Genomic DNA, 22699 nt, shown 5'->3' on the forward strand with positions numbered 1-22699 from the left:
TTTTTAGATATCAATGGGTATTGTATCAATTAATGTCTTATATCCACGATTTGGATTTACATGAAAAGGGTCTCGTTCATAATTCCTTAATATTTTTCTTGTATAAAAGTATAGATCGAAAGGAAAGGAGCCTATTGCATGAGCATTCGATGGAAAGAATGGTATAAAAGCATGTTTGTTTGGACGATCGTGCTGCTGCTTGCCAAGATGGCACTGTTCCGGATCTTGGTCTATGACAAACTGACTCTGGACAAAATTTTGATAGACGCCTTCGATGTGATGGTAGCAGCCTGTCTAATCGAGCTTTTCCGGCCCGGGCGTGTTAAAACAGCACTTTTTTGGATTTTCAACATCTTGGTCAGTTTGGCATTGCTCGGATCCGCTATTTACTTTCAAAACTTTGGAACAGTCCCCATCTACACAACGTTGAAGCAGCTTAATCAAGTGGGACAAGTTTCTTCATCCGTACGTTCGATTATGAGACCGGAGGACCTCTTGTTCTTCGCGGATATTCTTGTTGTTCTGGTGTTCAAACTCGTCGTGCGTAAAAAAACGAAAAGAACCCACGTGCCTTTCCGGCTTCCGACGCCGGTTACTTATGCTCTCATGATCGTCAGCGTGCTGCTGGCCTCGAGTTCCATAGCCGCCGCTTCCGGCACGAAAAACGAACTGAAAAAAGGAGAACAACTCGGCTTCTTCGCTTATCAGGCCGTTTCTTTGTTTGACGGGCTCCGCGCCAACAGAACCAATTACGCGGACATTTCCGAGGTGAAACAAAATCTGACGGAGCTGGAAGCCTCCTTCCCTCGCAGCGCCCCATTGGCGCAAGGTGCGGCGCCTAATTATTTCGGCACCGAAAAAGGGAAAAACGTGATCGTGGTCCAGCTGGAAGCGTTCCAGAACTTCCCGATCAATCTGGAAGTGAACGGCCAGACCCTCACGCCGAATATGAATGAGCTGCTCAAGTCCAGCTTCTATTTCAACAACTTCTTCCAGCAGGTCGGGCAGGGCAACACCTCGGACGCCGAGTTTATTTCCAATACGTCCATATACCCGACCGCAACCGTGGCCATGTCCAGCGGCTTCAACAACCGCGAACTGCCCGGTCTGCCGAGAGCGCTTAACGCCCTCCAATACGAAACGAATACGTTTCACGTGAATGACGTTAAATTTTGGGACCGGGACAAAATGTATCCCGCACTCGGATTTAAACAGTATTTCGACAAGCCGTCCTTCACGAACGATAATTTCAATGCCTTCGGCGCATCGGACGAAGAGCTGTACCGGACCGGCATGAAACGGCTCGTCGAGCTGAAGAATGAAAATCAGCCGTTCTACGCCCAGTTTATTTCGGCCTCCAGCCACCATCCGTTCAAAATACCCGCGGATAAACAGAAGCTGGATCTGCCGGAGAACATAAAGGGAAAACAGCTCGGTGACTATCTGGAAGCCGTCCATTATACGGACTATGCCCTCGGAACCCTGATCGATCAGCTCAAAGAGAACGGCATGTGGGACAACACGATTCTTGTCCTGTACGGGGACCATTTCGGTCTGCAGCCGCAGGACAACGATCCGAAGATGGTCAGCGAAGCGCTCGGAATCGACTACCATGAGCAAATTTCCCGCTACAATATCCCGCTCATTATCCACGCCCCTTCCCAGCAGGAAGGCAAGCAGATCGAGACCGCCGGCGGCCAGCTGGATATTATGCCGACCGTAGCCAATCTGCTCGGCATCCGTCTGGAGGAAGCAGGCATTGTTCCGTTCGGGCACGATTTGCTCAACGTGACGAAGAACGTTTCCGGAATCCGGTACTACCTGCCGACCGGCTCCTTCGTCAACAACGATGTTTTATTCGTACCGGGCGAAGGCTTCGACGACGGGACCGCGGTCTCGCTCAAAACGCACAAGCCCGTGGCTGATATCAGCCAGTACCGCAAAGATTACGACTACATCATGGACCTGATGCAGCTATCCGATGAATATGTGAAGCTGCTTCCCGTCCGCAAATAAAGGTTCGTTATGGTAACAGGAGCCGGGACATCCCGTAAAGCACCTGTACAAGAAGGCGGCGCCCTCCAAGGGCGTCGGCCTTCTTTCTTTTTGGGCCCGGAAGACGGTCTCGGCGCGATTGGATAGATGTGGAGAATCTTCCGGTTTCATTTGTTTGACATGTTATTTATTCCGTAGCATAATATTTACTATCAAATGTTTCACTTGTGAATCATTAAACAGTGCAATGATAGGAGGCGAGAGCATGGAGAGCCCGCTTTACCCCATCTATACTTCTTTTCGTGAAGTTAATCAGACGATCAAGCGTATCCTTCGCACGAATGCGGAAGCGATGGGGTTATCCCATGTGCAGTTCACGATTCTCCGGCTCCTGAAAAATTGTCCCGGCACCAATATGACGGAGTTGGCCGAGCGTATGCAGCAGACGAACAGCTCGGTCAGTGTCGCTATCGAACAATTGGTCGGGATGGGACTTGTGAATCGGATCCGCAGCGACGAAGACCGCCGGAACGTCAAATTAAACTTGACCGATAGAGGTACGGAGAAGGTAAGGCTGTCAATGAATGAAGATTCGCATCTTTATAAACAGCTTGTGCGAATCTTGGAAGTCCCGCCTCAGGAGCTTCAAAGCATGCTGGACACGCACCAAAAAATTTTAGATCGGCTAAACGCCAAGGAGGAATAAAGTAAGATGGGTTACACCAGAATCGTTATCACGAACGTAGTTGTCATTATTGTTTTAATTGTCGCCGCTGTTACCGGCTATTATTTCTATAATCAGTCGACCACTTATATCAAAACCGAAAATGCGCAAATCGCCGGGCAGCAGATGCTGATTACAGCTCCCGCCACAGGCAAACTTGAGGATTGGAAGGGAAAAGTCGGCCAAGTGTTTAAAGCCGGCGACGTGATCGGTACCGTTCAAACGGCCGGAGCTCAAGGAACTACCGCCGTGAACGTGTCTATGCCTGCCGACGGCACTGTCGTACAGACAAGCGCTTATGACAACGAAACCGTTGCTCCCGGCACGCCGCTCGGTTATGCCTACAACATGGGCAGCCTTTTCGTAAATGCCAACATTGAAGAAACGCAGCTCAAAAACGTGAAAGTCGGCCAGACCGTCGATATCTATGTCGATGCTTTCCCGAACAATACGCTGACCGGAACGGTGAATCAGATCGGCCAGGCTACTGCCGGTACCTTCTCCATGCTTCCGCAAAGCAACAGCAACGCGAACTATACGAAAGTCACTCAAGTTGTCCCGGTTAAAATCATGCTGACCGATAATCAAGGGGTTGCACTCGTACCCGGTATGAGCGCCGAGGTCCGCATCCACAAGTAAGGAGCGATTAAGGAATGTCTGAAACAAAAGCATTAGTTGTCTACAAGGAGAAAGAACCCGAAGAGGACATGACGAAGCATCGTGGTACGGTGCTTCTCGTTTTAATTCTGGGTGCCTTCGTTACCATTCTTAATCAGACGCTTCTCAATGTGGCCCTGCCCCATTTGATGAATGATTTCAACGCGTCTGCGGACACCATTCAATGGCTGTCCACCGGTTACATGCTGATTAACGGGATTATTATTCCGATTTCCGCATTCCTGATCGGTACGTTTACGACCCGGCAGCTGTTCATCTCCGCGATGATTTCTTTCACCGTCGGCAGTTTGATATGCGGCATGGCGCCGAACTTCACCATTATGATGGTCGGCCGTATCGTACAGGGCGCGGGCGCCGGTATTATTATGCCGCTCATGATGACCGTTATTCTGAACATCTATCCCCCGCAGGTAAGGGGACGCGCCATGGGGATGATCGGGATCGCCATGTTCTTCGCTCCGGCTGTCGGCCCCACTCTGTCGGGCTGGATTATCCAGCACTGGACGTGGAGAATCCTGTTCTATGTCGCCATGCCGATTGCCATCGTCGATATTATTTTTGCTTTCCTTGTGCTGAAAAACGTCACGAAAGTAACGAAGCCCGTATTCGACTTCCTCGGATTCGTTACGTCGACGATCGGCTTCGGCTCGCTCCTGTACGGCATCAGTGAAGCCGGCAGCAAGGGCTGGGATTCCGTACCGGTCGTCTCGACCATCATTATCGGCGTCGTCTTTATCGCCCTGTTCATCGTGCGCGAGCTGACCGCCAAAAACCCGCTTCTGAATCTGCGGGTTTTCAAGTACAACATGTTTTCCCTTAGTACCGTGGTCAGCTGTATCGTGAACATGGCCATGTTCGGGGCGTCTATCCTCGTTCCGATCTATGTCCAGAACATCCGCGGGTACAGCCCGATGGAAGCGGGTCTGCTTATGCTGCCCGGCGCGCTCCTGATGGGGATCATGTCGCCGATTTCCGGCGCCTTGTTCGACCGGTTCGGCATTAAGCCGCTCGCCTTCATCGGTCTTACCATCACGGCCGTCACAACCTGGCAGTTCGCTCATCTTACGGCGGATACGACCTATTCGACCCTGATGTGGCTGTACACCATCCGTATGTTCGGCATGTCGTTCATTGCGATGACGATCATGACGACCGGGCTCAACCAACTGCCCAGAGAGCTGGCCAGCCACGGCACGGCGGCTTCCAACACGGCGCGCCAGATTGCTTCTTCCATCGGTACGGCGATTCTGGTTACCATCATGACAAATCGCACAACCTATCATGTCGGGCAATATGCCAACGACCTGTCTTTATCCAACCCGAATTACAATCCGTCCGGGCTGGAAAGCATGGGCGCGGCATTCGCCCAGCAGATGGGCCAGTCCCTTGCGGCAGGCAAAGCGTATGCCAGCCAGATGCTGTACGGGATCGTGACGAAGCAATCGACGATTCAAGGTATCAATGACGCCTTCGTCGTCGCAACCGGACTAACGATTGTCGCATTGGTTGTCTCCTTCTTCTTCCGCCGCGTCGCTCACGGCAAATCCGCCAAGAAAAAATTGGCCGAAAAGCCGGCAGAACCGATTGAATTGACGGATTCGAGAGGACAAACAGCGCGGGTATAACATCCGCGCTTTCTCATTTGACCCCTGTCAGGAAAGGAAGTCTATTATGAAAATTTACGTAGTTTACGACAGCGAAAGCGGCCATACGGAAGCTCTCGCCCGCTCCATCGCGGAAGGCGCCGCAGCCCATCCCGAGGCCGAGGTTCTGCTCCGCCACGTCAACGAAGCGCAAATCAGCGAGCTGGAAGATGTGGATGCGATCATCTGGGGCTGTCCGGGCCATTTCGGCACGATCAGCTCCGGGCTCAAGAGCTGGATCGACAAGCTCGGCTACATGTGGGCCAAAGGCGAGCTCATCGGAAAAGTCGGCGCGGCGTTCTGTACGACGGCTACCGTTCACGGCGGCATTGAAATGACGCTGTGGAATTTGATCACTCCGATGCTCCACAACGGCATGATCATCGTCGGCCTGCCGAGCAACGTACCGGAAAATGTGCTTTACGGCTCCTATTACGGCGTCGGTATCACTTGTCCGGTCGAGGCGTCCAAGGATGCTCCCCCCAACCTGCCGACCGAATCGGATCTGGCTCTGGGACGCGCCCTGGGCAAACGGGTTGCCGATATCGCCCGAAAGCTAGCCTAAAGCGTTAAGGAAAGGATGATACCCGTTGGACTTATTTTATTTTCTGGCCATTGTGGTCATCGGCCTTCTGGTGCTCATCCCGGTTAACCTGAAATTGTTCCGCAAGTCGGCACAAAGCCAGAAGCCGGAGAAACCGGCCGAAGAGCCCGTTTCCGGCAGCCGGGTCAACAACTTAACGGACGGACACGCTCCCGAAACCGCCGAGCCGCATGGAGAAGTTCCTTCCGCAAATGTCGGAACAAGAGCCGCCGCACCTGCAGCCGCTCCCGCTCTGGACCTTACGGACACGGCCCTTGCAGGCACGAATCCCGGTAGCCTGGAAGAACAGCGCGCACCGGAACCGACCGTTCCGAGCGCTTCTTCCGGGGAGCCGGATGCCGCCCCTGCACGTCCGGGCACGGCTGCCGCTTCCGCTTCTGCTCCTGTAGAGCAGGAGGAAGCACGCTTCGCCCCTGCGGCCGAGGAGGCCGTCCCGCCGCTCGCGCAGCCGGATGCCGAGCCGGAGCTGCCTCCGCGCAGCCAGCGGCACGCGGGCCACACGCACGGCCGCAAAGCTTCGCTGCGCGGCAGCAGCATCAGTCCGGCGGCGCAGACTCGCCGTGCCGAGGCCCCGCTGCCGGCGGAGCCGCCGCATGAAGCGGCCGAGCCGTCCGCAGCCGGAGCGCTTGCCCCGGCGGACGCCGCGGGAAGCAGCGCCGCGGAAAGCGCAGCTTCCGCCGAGCCGCGGCTGCAGCTGCACCCATTCGCGGACCGGAAGCGCAGCTCCGAACCGCTGCACGCGGACGGCGCAGCCAGCCCTCGGGCGGACGAAACGCCTGCGGAACGCCCGGCGCCGTCCGTCCCTGCGGCCGCAGCCGGCAGCGCCCCGGCAGCGGATCGAGCGCCGTCGGGCGTTCCCGCTCCGCATGCCGCCGAAACGCCGGCGGCGGCTCCCGCTGCCTCGGCCGCAAGGTCCGGAGCAGCCGGTGAAGACGTCGGCGTCCATTCGGACATGGACTACCGCGACGCGCTTCGCCGCGGACTCCGTCCCGAACCGGAGCCGGAAACCGTGCCGGAACCGCCGAAAGACGAGAAGTACGACGACCGGAAATACCGGGACACGCTCCGGGATATGTTCCGTGAAGCGGCAAACAACGCCGGAAACGGCGGCACGGATAACCGCAAGTAAGGCCTTGACCCAGTAAACGAACAAAAACCCGCATACGGAGATTTTCTCCGCATGCGGGTTTTTGTTCGTTGCAAGTGAGTCCTTAACGAGGAAAAACTCCTCAGTTTCCGCCGCCGTACACACGGTACGCCGAATGAAGCGTCGGGCCTACGTACTGGTTCAGCGGGAACGAATGACGGATCGCTTCGGTGATGAAAGCTTTCGCCGTGCGAACCGCTTCTCTCACGGATTTGCCTTTGGCCAGCTCCGCCGTAATCGCCGCCGAATACGTGCAGCCTGCGCCGTGCGTATTCGTCGTTTCGATGCGGTCGGACTCCAGCAGCTCGAACGTTTCGCCGTCGAACAGAACGTCGACCGCTTTGTCGTGCTGCAGCTTGCCGCCCCCTTTAACGAGCACATATTTGGCGCCGAGCTTCTTGATCGCCGCAGCCGCTTCCTTCATATCTTCTACGGTGCGCAGAGGAGCGTGTCCGCTAAGCTGAGCCGCTTCGAACAAGTTCGGCGTCACGATTGTGGAACGCGGCACCAGAACGTCGCGCAGGCTGACGGTCGTCTCGGGATGAAGCGCCTCGTCATTGCCTTTGCAGACCATAACCGGGTCAATCACAACGTTTCCGACGTTCTCCCGGTCAATAGTATGGCCTACGAGCTCGATGATCTCAACCGAGCCGAGCATGCCTGTTTTCATGGCATCCACGCCGACTCCGTGAAGAACCGTCTCCAGCTGCGGCGCAAGCACCTCGGTGGAAATCGGGAAAACCTGATGGGCCCAGCCGTTGTGCGGCTCCATCGTGACAATCGTGGTCAGGGCGGTCATTCCGTATACGCCGCGCTCCTGGAATGTTTTCAGGTCGGCTTGAATGCCGGCTCCTCCGCTGGTATCGGAACCCGCAATCGTTAATGCTTTGTACATAGTCTTGTCCTCCTTGCGATAAGGTCTTCGTTGTCGAATCCGGGTGAGGTTTTGTAACGATCCAACTCGAAAATCGTCTACTCTCTATCCTACGGCACGGTGTGAAAATGTGCAATATGCCCGTGAAACTGCGGGAATCGCCAGTTGCTGCCGTCCTAACCGAAACGAAAAAACCGCCTTTCGGCGGTCTTTCGCGTAACAGCGTACCTTGAACGGGACACCTTACAGCAAATTTTTGAAATCGTCCGTGGATATGCCCTCTTCCACCGCAAACTCGAAATCGTCCACATCGTAAATCTGCACCGGAATTTCGGCCTGAATGATTTTTTCCACCAGCTCGACCTGATCGGTCAGCATAGGCACCTTTTCGTGCAAGGCGGTCAAAATCAGTTCGGTTTCCACCGGATCGAACGATTCCCCGTAATGAGCGTTGTCCACGGAATTAATAACCGTGAAGGATACCATATCGTTCACGAGGATCGGCGGGCTTTTACGCCACGGAACGGTCAAGGCCCGTTCGATTTTTTTCTTGTTCAGCGGATCCTCGAAGAAAGTGATCAGCTCTCCGATCATCTCTTTTACATGCGCGTCCTCCTGCGGATCGGGCATAACCGGCTCCGGGCTGTCCTTCAACTCGTACAACTCGGCAACGGTGGAGTAAGGCAGAATATACTCTACCGGACGCCCGGGCACCAGCAGTTGTCCATATATGGCAACCAGGACGGACTCGATAATAAAGCGTCGGCCCATCGTTTCTTCCCCCTTTGTAAATCGGCACAGCCAAAATAGTCAACTACCATCATAACACTTCCTGTAGGGTCCTTCCAGCGTTATGGGAATATTTTGTCCCGCCGGGGATACGGTAAGGAGAAGTTCTCTTTTCAGGCCAGCACGGATTCGATCAAGTCCAGCTCGTCTCCGGAAAAGCCGAGATTGGAGATAACGGCCGCATTCTCTTCGATCTGGCCCGGCCGGCTTGCGCCGATCAGCGCCGAGGTCAGACGTCCCTCTCTCAGCACCCAGGCAAGCGCCATCTGCGCCAGGGTCTGTTTGCGGTCGCCGGCCAGCTCGTTCAGCCTCCGGATTTGCTTCAGCTTCTCGTCTGTCACGTCTTCCTCCTGCAGGAAGACCGACGGTTTGGCCGCACGGGAATCCGCCGGGATTCCGCCCAGATATTTGGCCGTGAGCAGCCCTTGCGCCAGAGGACAGTACGCGATGCTTCCGACGCCGTTCTCCCGCAGCACATCCTGCAGGCCGTTTTCGATCCACCGGTTGAACATCGAATACGACGGCTGATGAATGAGCAGCGGCGTGCCGAGCTCCTTCAGAATACGGACCGCATCGGCCGTCTGGTCCGCCGTATAATTGGACACGCCGACATAGAGCGCTTTGCCTTGTCTGACTATCGAATCCAGCGCCATCATCGTTTCTTCGAGCGGCGTTTCGGGATCGAACCGGTGGGAATAAAAAATATCCACATAATCGAGCCCCATCCGTTTCAGACTCTGATCCAGACTTGCCGTCAGATTTTTGCGCGATCCCCACTCCCCGTAGGGACCTTCCCACATATGATATCCGGCCTTCGAAGAAATAATAAGTTCGTCCCGGTAAAGCGCAAGGTCCGTTTTCAGAATGCGGCCGAAATTCTCTTCCGCCGAACCCGGCGGGGGCCCGTAGTTGTTCGCGAGATCGAAATGAGTAATTCCCAGATCAAACGCTTTTCTGATCATCGCGCGGCCGTTCTCGTATGAATCCGCCCCGCCGAAATTGTGCCAAAGGCCCAGTGAAATGACCGGCAGCTTCAAGCCGGAGCGGCCTACCCGATTGTAAATCATAGAACCGTAGCGATCCTTATCCGCCAAATAATGCATGAATAACAGCACCTCCGAAGATTAGTAATAAAAATGACTCAGCTACGGCGGAACTTTTGCGGAGCTCCGCAGAAAAGCCTTTACATCCAAGCCTACGCACGGACATTTACGTTAATGGTATTCCCTGCGTTTTTGCGTTTCTGTGTTCCTCTGTTCCTCTGTTCCTTTGTTCCCAATTGAAACCGATTGCATGAAGAAAGGCGCAAGCGATAGCCATCTGACCCGGCAGATTTGGGTGTACCCGGTCCCAGGCCGGCGATGCCGGATCCGGATCATAACGGACACCCTCGGTACAGGCTCTGTACAATGAAATTCGCCCGCAAACTTCATTTACCTGCCGAAGCGCTTTATATAAATCAGGTAAGAAAATAAAAAAGCAGTTCCCTTACGGAAACTGCCTAACTTTTATCCGGCCATCAGATTTTTGGTATCCTCGGGACTGTATACCGAGATGTGATCCACCTTGCCGGTCGATTTCGGGATAACGAATTTCAGCTGATACTGGCTTCCGGCTCCGTACGTATAAATCGTGTCGCCGCCGTTGACCGTTACTTCCGCAGGCTCGCCGAGCGTCTGTTTGATATCCGCTAGAGCAAGCTGCTGCAGAGCTTTGTCATAGGAGCGGACATCGAAGATCAGCATCCCTTTGTTAAAGCCGAAGGCCACCCCACGCTTCGAATAGGTCGCATACTGGCCTTTTCCCGCGGATTCCTGCTTGTCGGGCTTGCCCCATTTCTTCTCCACGTCGTCAATAAGTCCCGTGTGAGCGGCATATTCCACTCCCGCAATCCGACCTTTGCGCGCCAGCTCCATTATCCCTTTAACTTGGGCCGCTTTATCGGAACCGGTCGAACCCGCTTCACCCGGCTTGGCAGACGGAGCCGGCGTTGCGCTCGGTTCCGGGCTCCCGCTCGGACTTGCGGACGGAGTCGGTGCGGCGGATACGGTTGGCGCGGCCGTAGGACTGGGCACGGCTTTCGAGTCCGAACCGCATGCCGCCAGGGCAAGCGGCAGGGACACGACGACTGCCATCATCAGCATGCGGCTTTTGTGCGATAAGCTTGAGTTCATGGCTTCAATCACTCCTCGGATCGGTTTCAGGGAGTCTGCGCTCCCCTTTCTTTTCTGGGCTGCGAACGGCGGATCTGACGATGTCCGGGTTCGCGTTACGGTTAGCCGAATCGGTTTAAGGCTGGCCAAACGATTTGCCGTTCGCCGGGTCCGGGTCAGGTTCAGTTCGGGGTCCGTTTCGGCCGGTTTCGCAGGCTTTCGTTGTCCCTGCCGATTTGATCTCGGACGGGAGCTTGACTATACTAAAGGCTGGATACACCATCCAGATCCTATGTCGATTATACTCCAGGAGGACAACCATGATCAAACAAGCGGGCACGATTGCGGTTTATGTGGATGACCAGCAGGCATCCCTCAAATTTTGGACGGAGCGGGCCGGGTTCGCCGAAGTGGCCAACCATCCGATGGGGCCTGATGCGTCCTGGATAGAAGTAGCGCCTCCCGGCGCCCAGACACGACTCGTGCTTTATCCCAAGGCCATCATGCCGGGGTGGGAAGAGCAGAAAGCCGCCGTCGTTTTCGAGTGCGACGATATTCAGGAAACCTACAAGACGTTGTCCGCCAACGGTGTCCGTTTTCTCGAAGCGCCCAATCAGATGCCTTGGGGTACCTATGCGCGTTTCGAGGATATCGACGGAAACGAATTTTTGCTGAAACAATAGGATTTCAGCAAAATCCGATTGAACCAGTCAACAGCACAAAAAAACACCCGCCTTTACGGACGGGTGTTTTTGTACCTTTTTTTATAAAACGGACCATGATTTACCGCCGTCTTTGGTCTGTACGAGAACAGACCTCTTCTGATCCTTCGTTTCGAGAAGAATCCAGCCCACATTTTCCGAAATAAATTGGAGCTGCGTCAATTGCGGGTATTTGCTCCACGTTCTAGACAAAATTTTATCCTCGTTCAGCGGCGCCCACGTTTTACCTTTGTCGGCCGAATGGTAGACGATATTCTTATCCAGGTACCACCCGTCGGTCTCGCTCAGGAAAAAAGGCAGGGTGAACGCGTTGGACTCTTTGTCGGTACCGACTTTGAAAGGCGCGTAATTCCAGTTGACGCCCCCGTCCTCCGTGAACAAGCCGTGGAACTGATCCGCCTCGCTGCTCGGGCAGCTGAACGGAATCCAGCCTTTGCTGCGGTCCGATCCGAAGAATACCGGCTGCAGCACGTCCACAACCTCGCAAGCTTCGCTGCTCCGGGCTGCGGCGATCACCTTGCTCTCCTTCCAGGTCCGCCCGCCGTCCTCGCTCCGGTACATTTTCGGCTGTCCTTTCACTTCCATGGAGAGCCAGCCTGTCCGCAGATTCTGAAAAGTCAGCCCGGTAATGGTTCCTTCCTGGGGAAGCTGGGCATCGGCGGTCCGCTGCCAGGTCGATCCTCCGTTGGAGGTGGAGTAAAGGATGTGGCCGGAGGCCGCCTTGGACGGGTCCGTGATGCTGAGCATCCAGCCGTTCTGCGGCGTCTGAAAATCCAGCACGACGGGATTCATCTGTTCGGGCAGATCCACGGCCTTCCAGCTTCCTCCCCCGTTCTCCGTCTGCCAGATTGTCGTCTGTTTGCCCTCCAGATCGCTGCGGACGATCCATCCTCTCTGCTTGTCGAGGAAAGATATCGCTTGTCCGTAGCCCGGTGAAAATTTAAAATTACCGGCTGACGGCGGAGATACGTTCTGCCAGGTCTGCCCGCCGTCCAGCGTCCGGTACATACGCAAAGACTGATTCGTCACGCCCCAGGCGTAGCCCGTCTTTTCATCGATCAGATGAAAATCGAGCAGCCTCGTCTGGATCTGAAACTCGGAAGGCGTATCTTTCTTGGTGTCCGCTCCCGGTTTTACCGTCGGCTGCGGTTCGGGAGTCACCGTAGGTTCCGGCGCCTGAGGCGCCCCGGCCTCGTTGGAGCCAGTACTCAGGCAGCCGCTTAACATTCCTGCAAGCAGCAGGCCTATCAGGAGCAGGGTGCTTCTGCGAATCATGCTGATACCTCCTAACCGGTCAAATATAACCCTTGTATAATCTTGTCGGTGTGCCTGTTTGTATGCCGTTTTGCCGGCAAACGGCGCTCTTTCTATGGATAACATCCCTACCTAAAATTTCGCGGGGTTAAATACCTCACTCTATTGTAAAGAATTTTTCGCTTTCATTCCACCCCCCGGCGGATCAGCGCCTGAACAGGGCTCCTTTTTTCTCTCTCCGAAAGTTGTCCGGCGCCAACATAGTGGACCCGGCCCATGTTTTCAGCCGGGGGTCAACACTGTTTCTCTAGACCCACAAGGGTATCGTCCGGTACGATAGAAGTCCAGAACAAAAGCAGGGCAATGGAGGCAGCGCAAGTGGAAGCATACAACGACTTAAAACAAGGCGAACGGGGTGCCTGGACATCCATTGTCGCCTATATCGCACTGACTGTGCTTAAGCTCGGCATCGGATATAAGGCCGGCTCGGAAGCGCTCACGGCCGACGGTCTCAACAATGCCACGGATCTGATCGCTTCCGTAGCGGTCCTCATCGGGCTGCGGATCTCCCGCAAACCGCCTGACAGCGATCACCCTTACGGCCACTTCCGGGCCGAAACCATCGCGGCGCTCATCGCTTCCTTCATCATGTTTGCCGTCGGCATTCAGGTATTTATCCAGGCGCTAAGCTCTTTCACGGGACCGAAGCTGGAAGCCCCCGGCTTGCTTGCCGCTTGGGTCGCTTTGCTGTGCGCGGCGGTTATGTACGGGGTGTACGCCTACAATATCCGGCTTGCCCGCAGGATCGACAACAAGGCGCTGCTGGCCGCCGCTTACGACAACCGTTCCGACGCTTTCGTCAGCCTGGCCGCATTTGCGGGCATTGTCGGTGCGAGGCTCGGGCTTCCCTGGCTCGATCCCGTTGCCGCCGTTCTCGTCTCGTTGCTGATCTGCAAAACGGCCTGGGGCATATTCATCGACGCCGCTCATGCCTTAACGGACGGCTTCGACGACAAGAAGCTGGCGCTCTATGAACAGACGATTGCCGGAACACCCGGTGTAGAAGCCATCGAAGACGTCAGAGCCCGCGTTCACGGCAATCAGGTGCTTCTCGACGTCGTGATCGTCGTGGATCACCGGCTGACCGTCGCCCAAAGCCACGATATCGCGGAGGACGTGGAACAGCGAATGCTCCGCAAGCATAAAGTCGGTCATGTGCACGTGCACGTCGAGCCGACCCGGATGTAAAACGTAGACGATTTTCCCTTGAACCTGACGCTGCGTCATATGTTATTCTCCAAGCATAAACATGAAGCAGAGGTGATCGTCGGGTGTTGGATTTTATTTTACAGTACAAGTGGGCGTTCTTTATCGGAGGAGAAGTGATTTTCTGGGGCAGCATCGCGTGCTTTCTCCTTCTTCGCTACGTCTGGAACTACCGGAAGCTGAGCAAGCTGTTTATCCTGCTTTTCCTGTTGAGCGATTTGTGGATGGCGGCCATCGGTTACTTGGATTACAGACGGACCGGACAATTCGAGACCTTTCAGCTGGTGATCCTGATCTTTCTCGCTTACGCGCTGTTCTTCGGACGGAACGATCTGCGCAAGTTGGATGCCTTTATCGCCAGAAAGACGGCCAAATGGCGGGGCATACCGGAAAACGAACTTCCTCCCGCGGAGCTTAAATTAACGGGTGCCGCACATACACGCCGCGAGCTGAAAAACTTCTCCGTTCATTTCGCTCTCTACGCCGCCGTTACGGCCGTCCTGGTCGTAATGTACGGAATTATCCCTGCGGAATCGCTCCCTCCCGAACCTTCGGGTCCGCTGGCGCTCCGCCTGGCCCTGGCCGGCATCGTGAAGCATGAGACAGCGGCATCCGTATTGAAAGTATGGAGTCTCGTCCTGACCGTTGACGCCGCCATTACGTTGTCGTATGTGATTTTTCCCAAAAAGCCGAAAAAGACCGCATCTTCGGGGTAGCGTTTTTGGCCGCGGCGTGGTCGTTATAAAGGCCCGGCGTATGCCCGGCCGCTTGAAAGCAGCTCAAAAAGCCCTGGATGAAACAGGGCTTTTATCTTTTTTTCAGAACCGCTGCCGCAGGAGCCGCACCTGTCCTCGGATTCAGCCGGGCCGGCAGGTGAGCAGATTAACGCGTGAACATCAGATACATCAGATCACGAAATCGAGCACCTCGCGGTAGGGCAAGTATGCTTTCGTCCCCGTTAAAGGAGGCGAATACACGTGAAGGCTTACAATCCGCTGCTCATGTTCGTTGCGCATTTCGTGAATTTGCCCGCGCGGAGCATACATACACTCCCCGCTGGCGACGGGGGCCGCCATGAAAGGCTCGGGATATCCGCTCCGGTCCAGTTCGTACCATACATTGAGCATCTCGCCTTCAATAATGCGGGCACAGCCGATCGAAGACCCGTGATCGTGAATAGCCGTTTTGCTGTGCCCCGGCAGATGGATCACGACGACCTCCACATCGGCAGTCCGCAGCAGCACATGCCGGCCGTAGGCCAGCCGCTCCGGCTCGGTAACGTGCGGGGCGATTTTGTCCTTCGTCAGAGACAAGGCTTCCAGCCCGGCCCTCAGCTCGTTCATCGTCGGTTTTTTTAAGCCGCCGAACGATTGTTCAATCGATTGAAGCAAATTCATGCCGCATCCTCCTGTATATCAGGTATTCTTATGGAATGAATAACGGGATTTGATATCAGGATATGGGCTGAACAGCGGGTTGGTGCCTGATTGCGGCAGCCGAATATTCAGAAGGAGTCCGGCGTGCGGGGACTCCCCCTCGTTAAAAGGCCCGTCCGGATATCCCGGACGGGCCTTTTTCGCGTTGTGGTCGTTGGCCGTCAACGTGCCGCACCGGGCACAGGGTACTGCGCGCCGGGTAAGCCCGCATGGGCGGGCACTCCCGCAAAACGCCTGCGGACCCGGCAGGATCACGCTCCCGCTCCGGAAAGCTTCCTTTCCGCGGGTGGGATTACGCTCCTGCCGGGTCCGCTCCGGCTGACGAACACCGCCGGCTGTCCCTGCCGCTGCAGGAACGGACGGGGCTGGCTTCGAAAGCCGGGATCTTCGGCCGACCGGCCGTCAGACCTGCGTTTCCGCCGCCTCATTGCCGCGGCGGCTGCGGTTGCGCTCCAGAACGGCCGTCACCGCTTCCGCCACCGACGAAGTCGTATGACCCGCTCCGGCCTTTACCTCGTCCCGGCTTTTCATCATCGCAAAGCTGTGAGGCGTCAGGGCGAACATCGGCAGATCGTTATAGGAATCGCCGACGCAGGCGGCCTCTTCATGCTTCAACCCCAGCTCTTTAAGCAGCCGGGCCAGGCCCGTTCCTTTGGAAATCCCCGCCGGCATCAGGTCCATACAGTCATGATCGGAAATGACGGCTTCCACGCTTCCCGCGTATTTTTCCATCAGCTCCTCGCGAAAAGACAGAAGCTTCTCCATATCGCCGAACAGGGAAAATTTGCAGGGCTTCACCTGCCCCGAGCGGATCTCCCGGCCGATACCGGCCTGATGATGAACGGGGCTGAGCTGGCGCTCTTCATAAGGCCGGGAAGCGTCCGTACTTCTATGAAGGCGGATCGTTTCGTCCGAGCAGCAAACGAAGAATACGATTTCCCGCTTCGAGACAATCTCGAACAAGTCGGACGCGCGGTCCGCCGGGAAATGCGAGGCATCCAGCTGCTCGCCTTCCCGGGTGTAAACCGCGGAGCCGTTCTGGCTGATGCCGTATGCCTCGACCCCTACACGGTCCATAATCTTCCGGATATCGGGATACAGCCGGCCCGATGCGATGCAGATCTGCACGCCCTGTCCGGCCGCTTCCCGCAGCATACGGGCATCCGTGTCCGCAACTTCCAGATCGGCATTCATGAGTGTACCGTCCAAATCCGTTACGATCAATTTAATCATGCTGATTGTCCCCCTCTACGATGAGCAGCTCCACATCATGCCTTTCCAGCAGGCGGAGCATACTTTCTTCCGGTTCCCGGTCCGTCACGATCACATCCAGATCGTCCAAACCCGCAACTTTATAAAACAACTGCTTGCCGAATTTCGTATGGTCCGCCAAAACGACGACACGCTCGGCTCTGCGGATCATTTCACGTTTGATGGAGCCGTCCTCTTCATGCGGATAGGACAACCCGTCCGGACTGATTCCGCAGGCACCGAGAAAGAGGGTATCGACGTAGTAATCCGCCAGCTGCGCCAGAGCGGTCGCTCCGAACAGATACCGGTGCTCCAGTTCCAGCTGCCCGCCGAGCATATGCACCTTCAAGCTTTTATTGTCCGCCAGTTTCGCCGCAATATCGATGGAATTCGTCACGATCACGTTGCCCGTCGTCCGAATGTGCTCGGCGACCGTCGCAACTGTTGTGGACGTGTCGAGAAACAGGTAATGCCCGTCGCGGATCAGCTTGGCGGCTTCCCGGCCGATCTGCCTCTTCTCGTCCGGAGCCCTTTGCATCCGGTCCTTATAAGCGGTCACCGCACGGTTAAGGGTCGGGAGCATAGCGCCTCCGCGGGTTCGTACAATTAGCCCGATCTCATCCATCCGAACGAGATCTCTGCGGGCGGTGTCCCGCGACACGTCAAATCTGTCGCAGATTTCCTTGACGTCCATCCGCTGATGTTCCCTTAAGTATTCCATAATCGCTTCGATTCGTTCTTCCTGAAACATATCGGCACACCCTTAAGTGAATTCATGCAAAACGATAATTGTTTATAAGTAATTATAAGTTTTGTTAAGTAAATTTGTCAATTAAATCGTACGTCCCCTTAAAAAACGCTTACAGCATACAAAAAAGCGGCTGATTTCCAGCCGCTTTTTCAACGTTTTATTCACATGCGCTCTATACTTGTTCTACTCTCTCCGCCTACAAGCGTTCCGAAATCGAATCGATCATTTCCCGGATTTTGGCTCCCGATTTGCGGAGCTTCTCTTCTTCCTCATCGCTCAGAGGCAGCGTAATGACCTCCCGCACGCCCGTACGGTCCACAATACACGGAACCCCGAGATACACGTCGGACATTCCGTGATAGTTGGAGACGAACGTCGATACGTTCAGCACCGCGCCTTCATCGCGCAGAATCGCCGTACAGATCCGGTCAAGCGCCAAAGCGATCGCGTAATACGTCGATCCCTTCGCTTCAATAATCTGGTAAGCCGCGTCCCGCGTATTCTGGAAAATTTCGTCCTTGTCCTCTTGATTCAGCTCGAGAGGCAGTCCCGCAAAATTAGCCAAGCTCCACAAAGGCACTTCCGAGTCTCCGTGCTCCCCGATAATCGCCGCGTGAATACTGCGCGGGTCCACTTGAAGCTTCTCGCCGATCAAATAGCGGAAACGCGCGCTGTCCAGCAAAGTCCCCGAGCCGATGACACGGTTAACGGGCCATTCGGACTTTTTCCATGTAAAATAAGACATGATATCAACCGGATTGGTCGCCACCAGAATAATGCCGGTCTGGTTGTACTTCGTCACATTCTCGACGATGCCGTTAAAAATGTCGACGTTGCGCTTGAGCAGATCGAGACGGGTCTCCCCTTGCTTTTGCGCGACGCCCGCACAAATAATGATAATATCGGCGCCTTCACAGTCGGAATAGTCCCCTGCCCATACTTTTACCCTGCCCGTAAACGGCAGGCCGTGGTTCATATCCAGTGCGTCCCCGTTCGCTTTCGCGTGATTATAATCGATGAGGACAAGCTCGGACATCCGCTCTCTGAGCAGCAGGGTGTACGCCGTTGTGGAACCTACGGCACCCGTTCCGATGACAACGATACGTGATTTTTTAGATGTTTCCCGGTTGTTCGATTCGTTAGTAGACACGAGAACCACTCCTTTCAGGGGAATTCTGGTATTATTGTAGGCGAACTCCCCCCCAAAAGCAAACGTTCCGTCCTATAAAACGACAAAATAAGCCCGGGATTCTTCAAAAAGCACCTGCTGATCCAGCTGAAATCCGGTGCCGGCTATCCGCTCGCAAGCCTGCAGCGGGGCAAGGCGCGCCGGTTCGGGGTCGCTGCCCTCTTCCAGCCAGTTCGCTCCCAACACTTCAGCGGTATGCTCCCATAAGCAGCAGGCCGGACCGATCAAATAATCTTTATGCATCGCCAGCGCCATTCCTTCCTGCCGGAGCATGCACGCGTTGCGCAAATCATCCAGCAGAGAGCCGCAGCAGCCGGGGTGCAGTTCCCGCTCGGCGTGGAAGCGCCCGCTTACCGGAAACTCGCGGTCCGCCACAGCGTGGCCGAAGCCCGCAGTCTGCCTGACGCGAGAAGAACCGCGCGCTCCCGTGTCCGGCCACGAGCCGCCGTCACTCCGGGCAGCAGCCGTTTCCAGGCGGAAGGAGCCGTTTCCGGAACGTCCGGCGCTTCCGAAAAAGCTGCTGAAGCCGCTGAAGCTTCCGAGAACGTCCACGAACGGTTTGCGCTGCGAGCGGGCTTTCAGATCGTACAAGGCCATTTCCACCAGATCCGCTCTCACATTCCCCCAGAGAACGCGGTACAAACGGACAGTGTCGAGCGCTTGCGCCAACGTGCTTTTTTGAAGGCGGTACAGAAACCGGGCCCAATTTACAAGATCGAAATACTTCTCGCTCACAGACATCAAACATTCTCCCCAGCCTGTCTCTCCGCCCTCGTCCGTAAGTTTGAGCACCCCGTACCTGCAGTTCTCGAGCTTTCCTTTGGCGTGATGGTAACAGCAGGGCACATCGAATTCAAACAATTCAATCCGGATAATTCGTCGGTCCATTTCTTCCTTTTCCACTCCTTTTCTCCCAATGACGCTTGCGAGGTTAGCTGCCGGGTTCGGATTTGAGAGGCCCCTACGGAATAAACATTCCGATTCACCCCAGTTCGTTGGGTCCCCCGCTTCTCTTGCGAGAATTAAGCGCGCAGATGAAGATGATGGTATGGCCGCCGGCGGCGTCCGGACAAGGTGGCCGAAGCCTGATCTGACGGACCATGAGAGTATGTTACCCCCGCGAATCGGGCCTGTAAACAATCCGGGAGGACAGCTCGCTGCCATTCTATGCCATGTAACCCTATTCATTTGAGTGTTGCTTCTTCAAACTGATCCAAGCTCATTCTTTCTCCGTTTAACAAAAAAAGCCCCGGATACCCGGGGCTTTTTTGAAGAACGTTTTATAGTCCGATCAGATATGGGCGCGTGTCTTGCCTCCTCCGAGGGTAGGATTTGCGCCGTGATCCCCGCGATGGCGAAGGAGCTTGCGGAGGTAAGGAAGGATGTAATAGTCGGCTCCGAACTTGCCGGCGTTGGCTCCGGCGGCGATGACGATGACACCGAGCAGAATCATCCAAGGGTTAGTGCTTACGGTGCCTGCGAAAAGGAACATGAAGTTCATCAGAACCCCGAAGAATGCTGCCGCCGTTGTCAGTGCCCCGAGGACAAGGCCCAGTCCTACCAGAAACTCTCCGAGCGGAATCAGTACGTTAAACAGTTTGGCGTTCGGCAGTGCGAAGTTTTCCAGGAATGCGGTGAAGGTCGGATAGACCAGCTCATTGGTCGCTTTATCGACAACCGGCTTTGCTACCGCGCCTTTCAGGAAGCCCGTGGCGTCAAATCCGCCTGTGAGCTTGTGCCATCCTCCCGTAATCCATGCGTATCCGAGATAGAAGCGGAGGATCAGCATCAGACCTGCCGCATAAACGTTCGTTCTTAACCAGTTAAACATATGAATTTCCCCTTTCAAGCTGCGTATTCTGTATTAGATGTTGAGTGTGTTTCCTGTATTTAGAGCCAGTACTGCTCGATCAGGCCGCATTCCGCTTCCAGAGGAAGAGGCAGTCCGGCTTCGCCTGCTTTTTGCGCCTTGGCGGTTTGCCAGGTCTGCACACAGTCGAAGCACAAATCCTTATAACCCTCGGGGTGTGTCTGAAGCCGGGCGCCGCATGCCTGACAGTGTGCGGGTGCTGCGTTTACAAGATGAAGGGCGGTCATGATACTCGCATCCTTTCGTTTATCCCGTTTTATATTGTGAATATTTTCACATTGTTAGCCGTAAAAAGCTTTCTTTTCTTCCCGAATCATTCAGGAAGATCGGATGAGCCGGCGGAGCCTTTAGCTCTGGATACCAGTGGCTTTAACCGGCAGTCTTCGCAAACCCAGGGAGACTCTGTTTCTTTGGCAGCGAGGATACCGGAACCGCACTGCGGGCATCTTCCTTGGTGAACTTGCGGGTCAGCTGTCTCTTTCATGGCTCCTTCACCTTCTTTCGTGTGTTGTTCTCTCTTTCTGACTTTAGTATAGTCCTCCCCAAGGGGGATGTATGTGATATTTATCACACTTAGCCCAAAATAAGTGATTATAATCATGTTCAAGCATTCTTCATAATGAAAGCCGTTACTTAATAAGGTCATGTGAATAATATCACAATCCCTTAAAACGAGAAGTTCTATACTTCCTTTAGAAAGCCAAATTTCCGTAACAGCCGTATCCAGGCAGGTTTGGCTGCTTGCGTTTCTTCTATAGGAATAAAACCAAATTTGCACAAAGCGAGATGACTCCTATGCGAAACCCGACTGCCGTGTTTTTTACCAATGTCCGTTTTTTCCTGATTCTGCTGGTTGTTCTGGTCAACCTGCTGCTTACCCTTCCCCCTCTGCCGGAGGCGGCGCAAGCTGTCGTGACCGCCATCTTCACTTTTCATCTGCCGGTGTTTGTGCTGGTAACCGGTTATTTCGCCAAAAAGTACTGGCAGACACCCGAGGCGGCAGCCGGGATGCTGCGGATCGCCCTGCAATATCTCTTCTTTCAGACCCTGTACTCGGTCCTGGATCTGTTCTGGCTCCACAGCCCCGGCATCCGGTATTCGTTCTGGCTTCCGTATTGGATGCTCTGGTTTCTGACCGCGCATTTCGGCTGGAAGCTTCTGCTCATCCCGTTCGCCCGGCTCAAGCATCCGGTGGCCGCCGCCGTCCTGCTCGGCGCGGCAGCCGGCTTCCTGCCGGCGGAAGCGGGCGCGTGGCTCGGCTTGACGCGCACGCTCGTGTTCTTCCCGTTCTTCCTCGCCGGATACTACTGGCGGGAAGAACGGGAGCCCTGCCGGCGCACGGCCCCGCAGCGCCGCGCGATCCGGGCCGCCGCGGCGCTGCTGCTGCTGTCGCTCCCCGCGTTCTGGCACGCGGCGGGCGCAGACACCGCCGCGCAGTGGCTCGCCGGCGGCGGCAGCTACGCGCAGCTCGGCGTCCCCGCCGCGGCGGGCACGATGCTGCGCCTCGGCTGCTATGCGGCGCAGGCCGCCGCATCGGCCGCGTTCCTGCTGCTGCTCCCGCGCGCGGAAAGCCGCTTGACCGTCCTCGGAGGACGGACGGTCTATGTCTTCCTGCTGCATGGCGCCGCCATCAAGCTGCTGGGCGCAGCCGGGCTCCTGCAGCTGCTCGCCCGGCTGATGGACGCGGGAGCGGCGGGGGCTGCCGCGGCTCTTGCGGCGGGATGCGGGGCCGCAGCCGCGATCGTGGCCGCGCTGTCGAGCCGCCGGTTCGCCGCGGTCATGCGGCCCTGCATCGAGCCGGACGCGGCCCGGGCCCTGCGCTGGCTGCAGCGGAGGCGGCCCGGCCGGGCGCGCAGCACGTACTAGCCGCCGCGCGGGTCCGCCGACGGCTTGGAGTCTCCGCGGCGCAGCAGCTTGCAGCGCGCGATGCGGCGCCAAGCGGCGGCAGGTCCGCCGTGCGTCTGGCGTGTCAAGGTGCCATCGCTTACCGAAGCCGTGCTTTGAACGCCAGCCGCGGAGTCAGGCTGTGAGCCGACTCCTTTCCAGCCGGTCATGGACTATACCGGCGCGACTCATCTGCGAGGCATCAACATCCGCATCCCAATAAGCCCGGCCTGAATGATTCAGGCCGGGCTTATTCAATGCCGTTATGTTAACCTCGTTTCCGGACTGTACGGGCCCCGCTTACACCGCATTGTTCGCGCAGCGTACAACGTTTTTTCCAATACTTTTCAGGACTTCGTTAACTATCACGACTGAGCCGCACTCTTACTCTCTGCGCCAGGTTACGCCCTTACCGCTCATTTTGAAGCCATTCATCTCGCCAAAGTGGATCAGCTTCGTGTGGGCCCCA

Annotated in this window: 24 protein-coding genes and 1 riboswitch; of the genes, 10 read left to right on the forward strand and 14 right to left on the reverse strand. The window is 55.8% G+C overall.

Annotation, left to right across the window (positions count from 1 at the left end; genetic code table 11):
• Window positions 1-138: 138 nt before the first annotated feature.
• The 6 genes from ACI48J_RS15680 (at window position 139) to ACI48J_RS15705 (ending at window position 6773) form a co-directional block, all read left to right on the forward strand.
• Window positions 139-2016 (forward strand): LTA synthase family protein, encoded by a 1878-nt coding sequence (locus ACI48J_RS15680; RefSeq protein ID WP_405079155.1) that lies wholly within the window; start codon window positions 139-141, stop codon window positions 2014-2016.
• Window positions 2017-2260: 244 nt separating this feature from the next.
• Complete coding sequence (locus tag ACI48J_RS15685) at window positions 2261-2701, forward strand: MarR family winged helix-turn-helix transcriptional regulator (protein ID WP_405079156.1); 441 nt, start codon at window positions 2261-2263, stop codon at window positions 2699-2701.
• Window positions 2702-2707: 6 nt separating this feature from the next.
• On the forward strand, window positions 2708-3358 hold the full coding sequence (locus ACI48J_RS15690; RefSeq protein ID WP_009672433.1) for an efflux RND transporter periplasmic adaptor subunit: 651 nt from the start codon (window positions 2708-2710) through the stop codon (window positions 3356-3358).
• Window positions 3359-3372: 14 nt separating this feature from the next.
• Complete coding sequence (locus tag ACI48J_RS15695) at window positions 3373-5022, forward strand: DHA2 family efflux MFS transporter permease subunit (RefSeq protein WP_405079158.1); 1650 nt, start codon at window positions 3373-3375, stop codon at window positions 5020-5022.
• Between the two features lie 46 nt (window positions 5023-5068).
• The gene (locus ACI48J_RS15700; RefSeq protein WP_326057241.1) at window positions 5069-5605 is read left to right on the forward strand and encodes an NAD(P)H-dependent oxidoreductase; all 537 of its coding nucleotides are present in this window, start codon (window positions 5069-5071) and stop codon (window positions 5603-5605) included.
• Window positions 5606-5630: 25 nt separating this feature from the next.
• Window positions 5631-6773: a hypothetical protein gene (locus ACI48J_RS15705; RefSeq protein WP_405079159.1), complete on the forward strand. Its 1143-nt coding sequence runs from the start codon at window positions 5631-5633 to the stop codon at window positions 6771-6773.
• Window positions 6774-6873: 100 nt separating this feature from the next.
• Here ACI48J_RS15705 and pdxK read toward each other — a convergent pair whose 3' ends face one another.
• The 4 genes from pdxK to ACI48J_RS15725 all read right to left on the reverse strand — a co-directional run bounded on the left by pdxK (window position 6874) and on the right by ACI48J_RS15725 (window position 10628).
• Window positions 6874-7686 carry a pyridoxine/pyridoxal/pyridoxamine kinase gene (gene pdxK / locus ACI48J_RS15710; RefSeq protein ID WP_405079160.1) on the reverse strand — a complete coding sequence of 271 codons (813 nt, stop codon included), beginning with the start codon at window positions 7684-7686 and terminating at the stop codon, window positions 6874-6876.
• A gap of 222 nt (window positions 7687-7908) precedes the next feature.
• A complete protein-coding gene (locus ACI48J_RS15715) occupies window positions 7909-8436 on the reverse strand; it encodes an ADP-heptose synthase (RefSeq protein WP_405079161.1) in 528 nt (175 codons plus the stop codon).
• Between the two features lie 131 nt (window positions 8437-8567).
• A complete protein-coding gene (gene mgrA, locus ACI48J_RS15720; RefSeq protein ID WP_405079162.1) occupies window positions 8568-9557 on the reverse strand; it encodes an L-glyceraldehyde 3-phosphate reductase in 990 nt (329 codons plus the stop codon).
• A gap of 405 nt (window positions 9558-9962) precedes the next feature.
• Window positions 9963-10628, reverse strand: coding sequence for a DUF4309 domain-containing protein (locus ACI48J_RS15725; RefSeq protein ID WP_405079163.1), 666 nt, complete (start codon window positions 10626-10628; stop codon window positions 9963-9965).
• Window positions 10629-10927: 299 nt separating this feature from the next.
• Between ACI48J_RS15725 and ACI48J_RS15730 the strand changes: the two genes are divergently transcribed.
• Window positions 10928-11290 carry a VOC family protein gene (locus ACI48J_RS15730; protein ID WP_405079164.1) on the forward strand — a complete coding sequence of 121 codons (363 nt, stop codon included), beginning with the start codon at window positions 10928-10930 and terminating at the stop codon, window positions 11288-11290.
• An 81-nt stretch (window positions 11291-11371) separates the two neighbouring features.
• Here ACI48J_RS15730 and ACI48J_RS15735 read toward each other — a convergent pair whose 3' ends face one another.
• Entirely contained in the window at window positions 11372-12604 is a 1233-nt protein-coding gene (locus tag ACI48J_RS15735; RefSeq protein ID WP_405079166.1) for a WD40/YVTN/BNR-like repeat-containing protein, read from the reverse strand.
• Between the two features lie 357 nt (window positions 12605-12961).
• Between ACI48J_RS15735 and ACI48J_RS15740 the strand changes: the two genes are divergently transcribed.
• Both ACI48J_RS15740 and ACI48J_RS15745 read left to right on the forward strand, forming a co-directional pair.
• Entirely contained in the window at window positions 12962-13831 is an 870-nt protein-coding gene (locus tag ACI48J_RS15740; protein WP_405079167.1) for a cation diffusion facilitator family transporter, read from the forward strand.
• Window positions 13832-13914: 83 nt separating this feature from the next.
• Window positions 13915-14565, forward strand: coding sequence for a hypothetical protein (locus ACI48J_RS15745; RefSeq protein WP_405079168.1), 651 nt, complete (start codon window positions 13915-13917; stop codon window positions 14563-14565).
• 189 nt (window positions 14566-14754) lie between these two features.
• Here the strand turns inward: ACI48J_RS15745 and ACI48J_RS15750 are convergent, their stop codons facing one another.
• The 8 genes from ACI48J_RS15750 to ACI48J_RS15785 form a co-directional block, all read right to left on the reverse strand.
• Entirely contained in the window at window positions 14755-15246 is a 492-nt protein-coding gene (locus tag ACI48J_RS15750; protein ID WP_326054428.1) for a cysteine dioxygenase family protein, read from the reverse strand.
• Window positions 15247-15687: 441 nt separating this feature from the next.
• Window positions 15688-16518 (reverse strand): HAD family hydrolase, encoded by an 831-nt coding sequence (locus ACI48J_RS15755; RefSeq protein WP_405079169.1) that lies wholly within the window; start codon window positions 16516-16518, stop codon window positions 15688-15690.
• Window positions 16511-17287 (reverse strand): DeoR/GlpR family DNA-binding transcription regulator, encoded by a 777-nt coding sequence (locus ACI48J_RS15760; protein ID WP_405079171.1) that lies wholly within the window; start codon window positions 17285-17287, stop codon window positions 16511-16513. Before ACI48J_RS15760 ends, ACI48J_RS15755 begins: the two co-directional genes overlap by 8 nt.
• Window positions 17288-17483: 196 nt before the next feature.
• Window positions 17484-18437 carry an L-lactate dehydrogenase gene (locus tag ACI48J_RS15765; RefSeq protein ID WP_405079172.1) on the reverse strand — a complete coding sequence of 318 codons (954 nt, stop codon included), beginning with the start codon at window positions 18435-18437 and terminating at the stop codon, window positions 17484-17486.
• Window positions 18438-18509: 72 nt separating this feature from the next.
• A complete protein-coding gene (locus ACI48J_RS15770; RefSeq protein WP_405079173.1) occupies window positions 18510-19379 on the reverse strand; it encodes a hypothetical protein in 870 nt (289 codons plus the stop codon).
• A 2-nt stretch (window positions 19380-19381) separates the two neighbouring features.
• Window positions 19382-19515: riboswitch (cyclic di-AMP (ydaO/yuaA leader) on the reverse strand.
• A 252-nt stretch (window positions 19516-19767) separates the two neighbouring features.
• Window positions 19768-20307, reverse strand: coding sequence for a DoxX family protein (locus ACI48J_RS15775; RefSeq protein ID WP_405079174.1), 540 nt, complete (start codon window positions 20305-20307; stop codon window positions 19768-19770).
• Between the two features lie 59 nt (window positions 20308-20366).
• On the reverse strand, window positions 20367-20573 hold the full coding sequence (locus tag ACI48J_RS15780; RefSeq protein WP_405079175.1) for a hypothetical protein: 207 nt from the start codon (window positions 20571-20573) through the stop codon (window positions 20367-20369).
• Between the two features lie 86 nt (window positions 20574-20659).
• Window positions 20660-21124 carry a hypothetical protein gene (locus ACI48J_RS15785; RefSeq protein WP_405079176.1) on the reverse strand — a complete coding sequence of 155 codons (465 nt, stop codon included), beginning with the start codon at window positions 21122-21124 and terminating at the stop codon, window positions 20660-20662.
• A gap of 17 nt (window positions 21125-21141) precedes the next feature.
• Here ACI48J_RS15785 and ACI48J_RS15790 point away from each other — a divergent pair, with 17 nt between their 5' ends.
• Window positions 21142-22212 carry an acyltransferase family protein gene (locus ACI48J_RS15790; protein ID WP_405079177.1) on the forward strand — a complete coding sequence of 357 codons (1071 nt, stop codon included), beginning with the start codon at window positions 21142-21144 and terminating at the stop codon, window positions 22210-22212.
• Here the strand turns inward: ACI48J_RS15790 and ACI48J_RS15795 are convergent.
• Window positions 22209-22400, reverse strand: coding sequence for a hypothetical protein (locus ACI48J_RS15795; RefSeq protein ID WP_405079179.1), 192 nt, complete (start codon window positions 22398-22400; stop codon window positions 22209-22211). The two genes, ACI48J_RS15790 and ACI48J_RS15795, sit on opposite strands and share 4 nt — an antisense overlap.
• Window positions 22401-22699: the final 299 nt, after the last annotated feature.

The sequence above is a fragment of the Paenibacillus chitinolyticus genome, from assembly GCF_045038035.1.
GTDB lineage: Bacteria > Bacillota > Bacilli > Paenibacillales > NBRC-103111 > Paenibacillus_F > Paenibacillus_F chitinolyticus_A.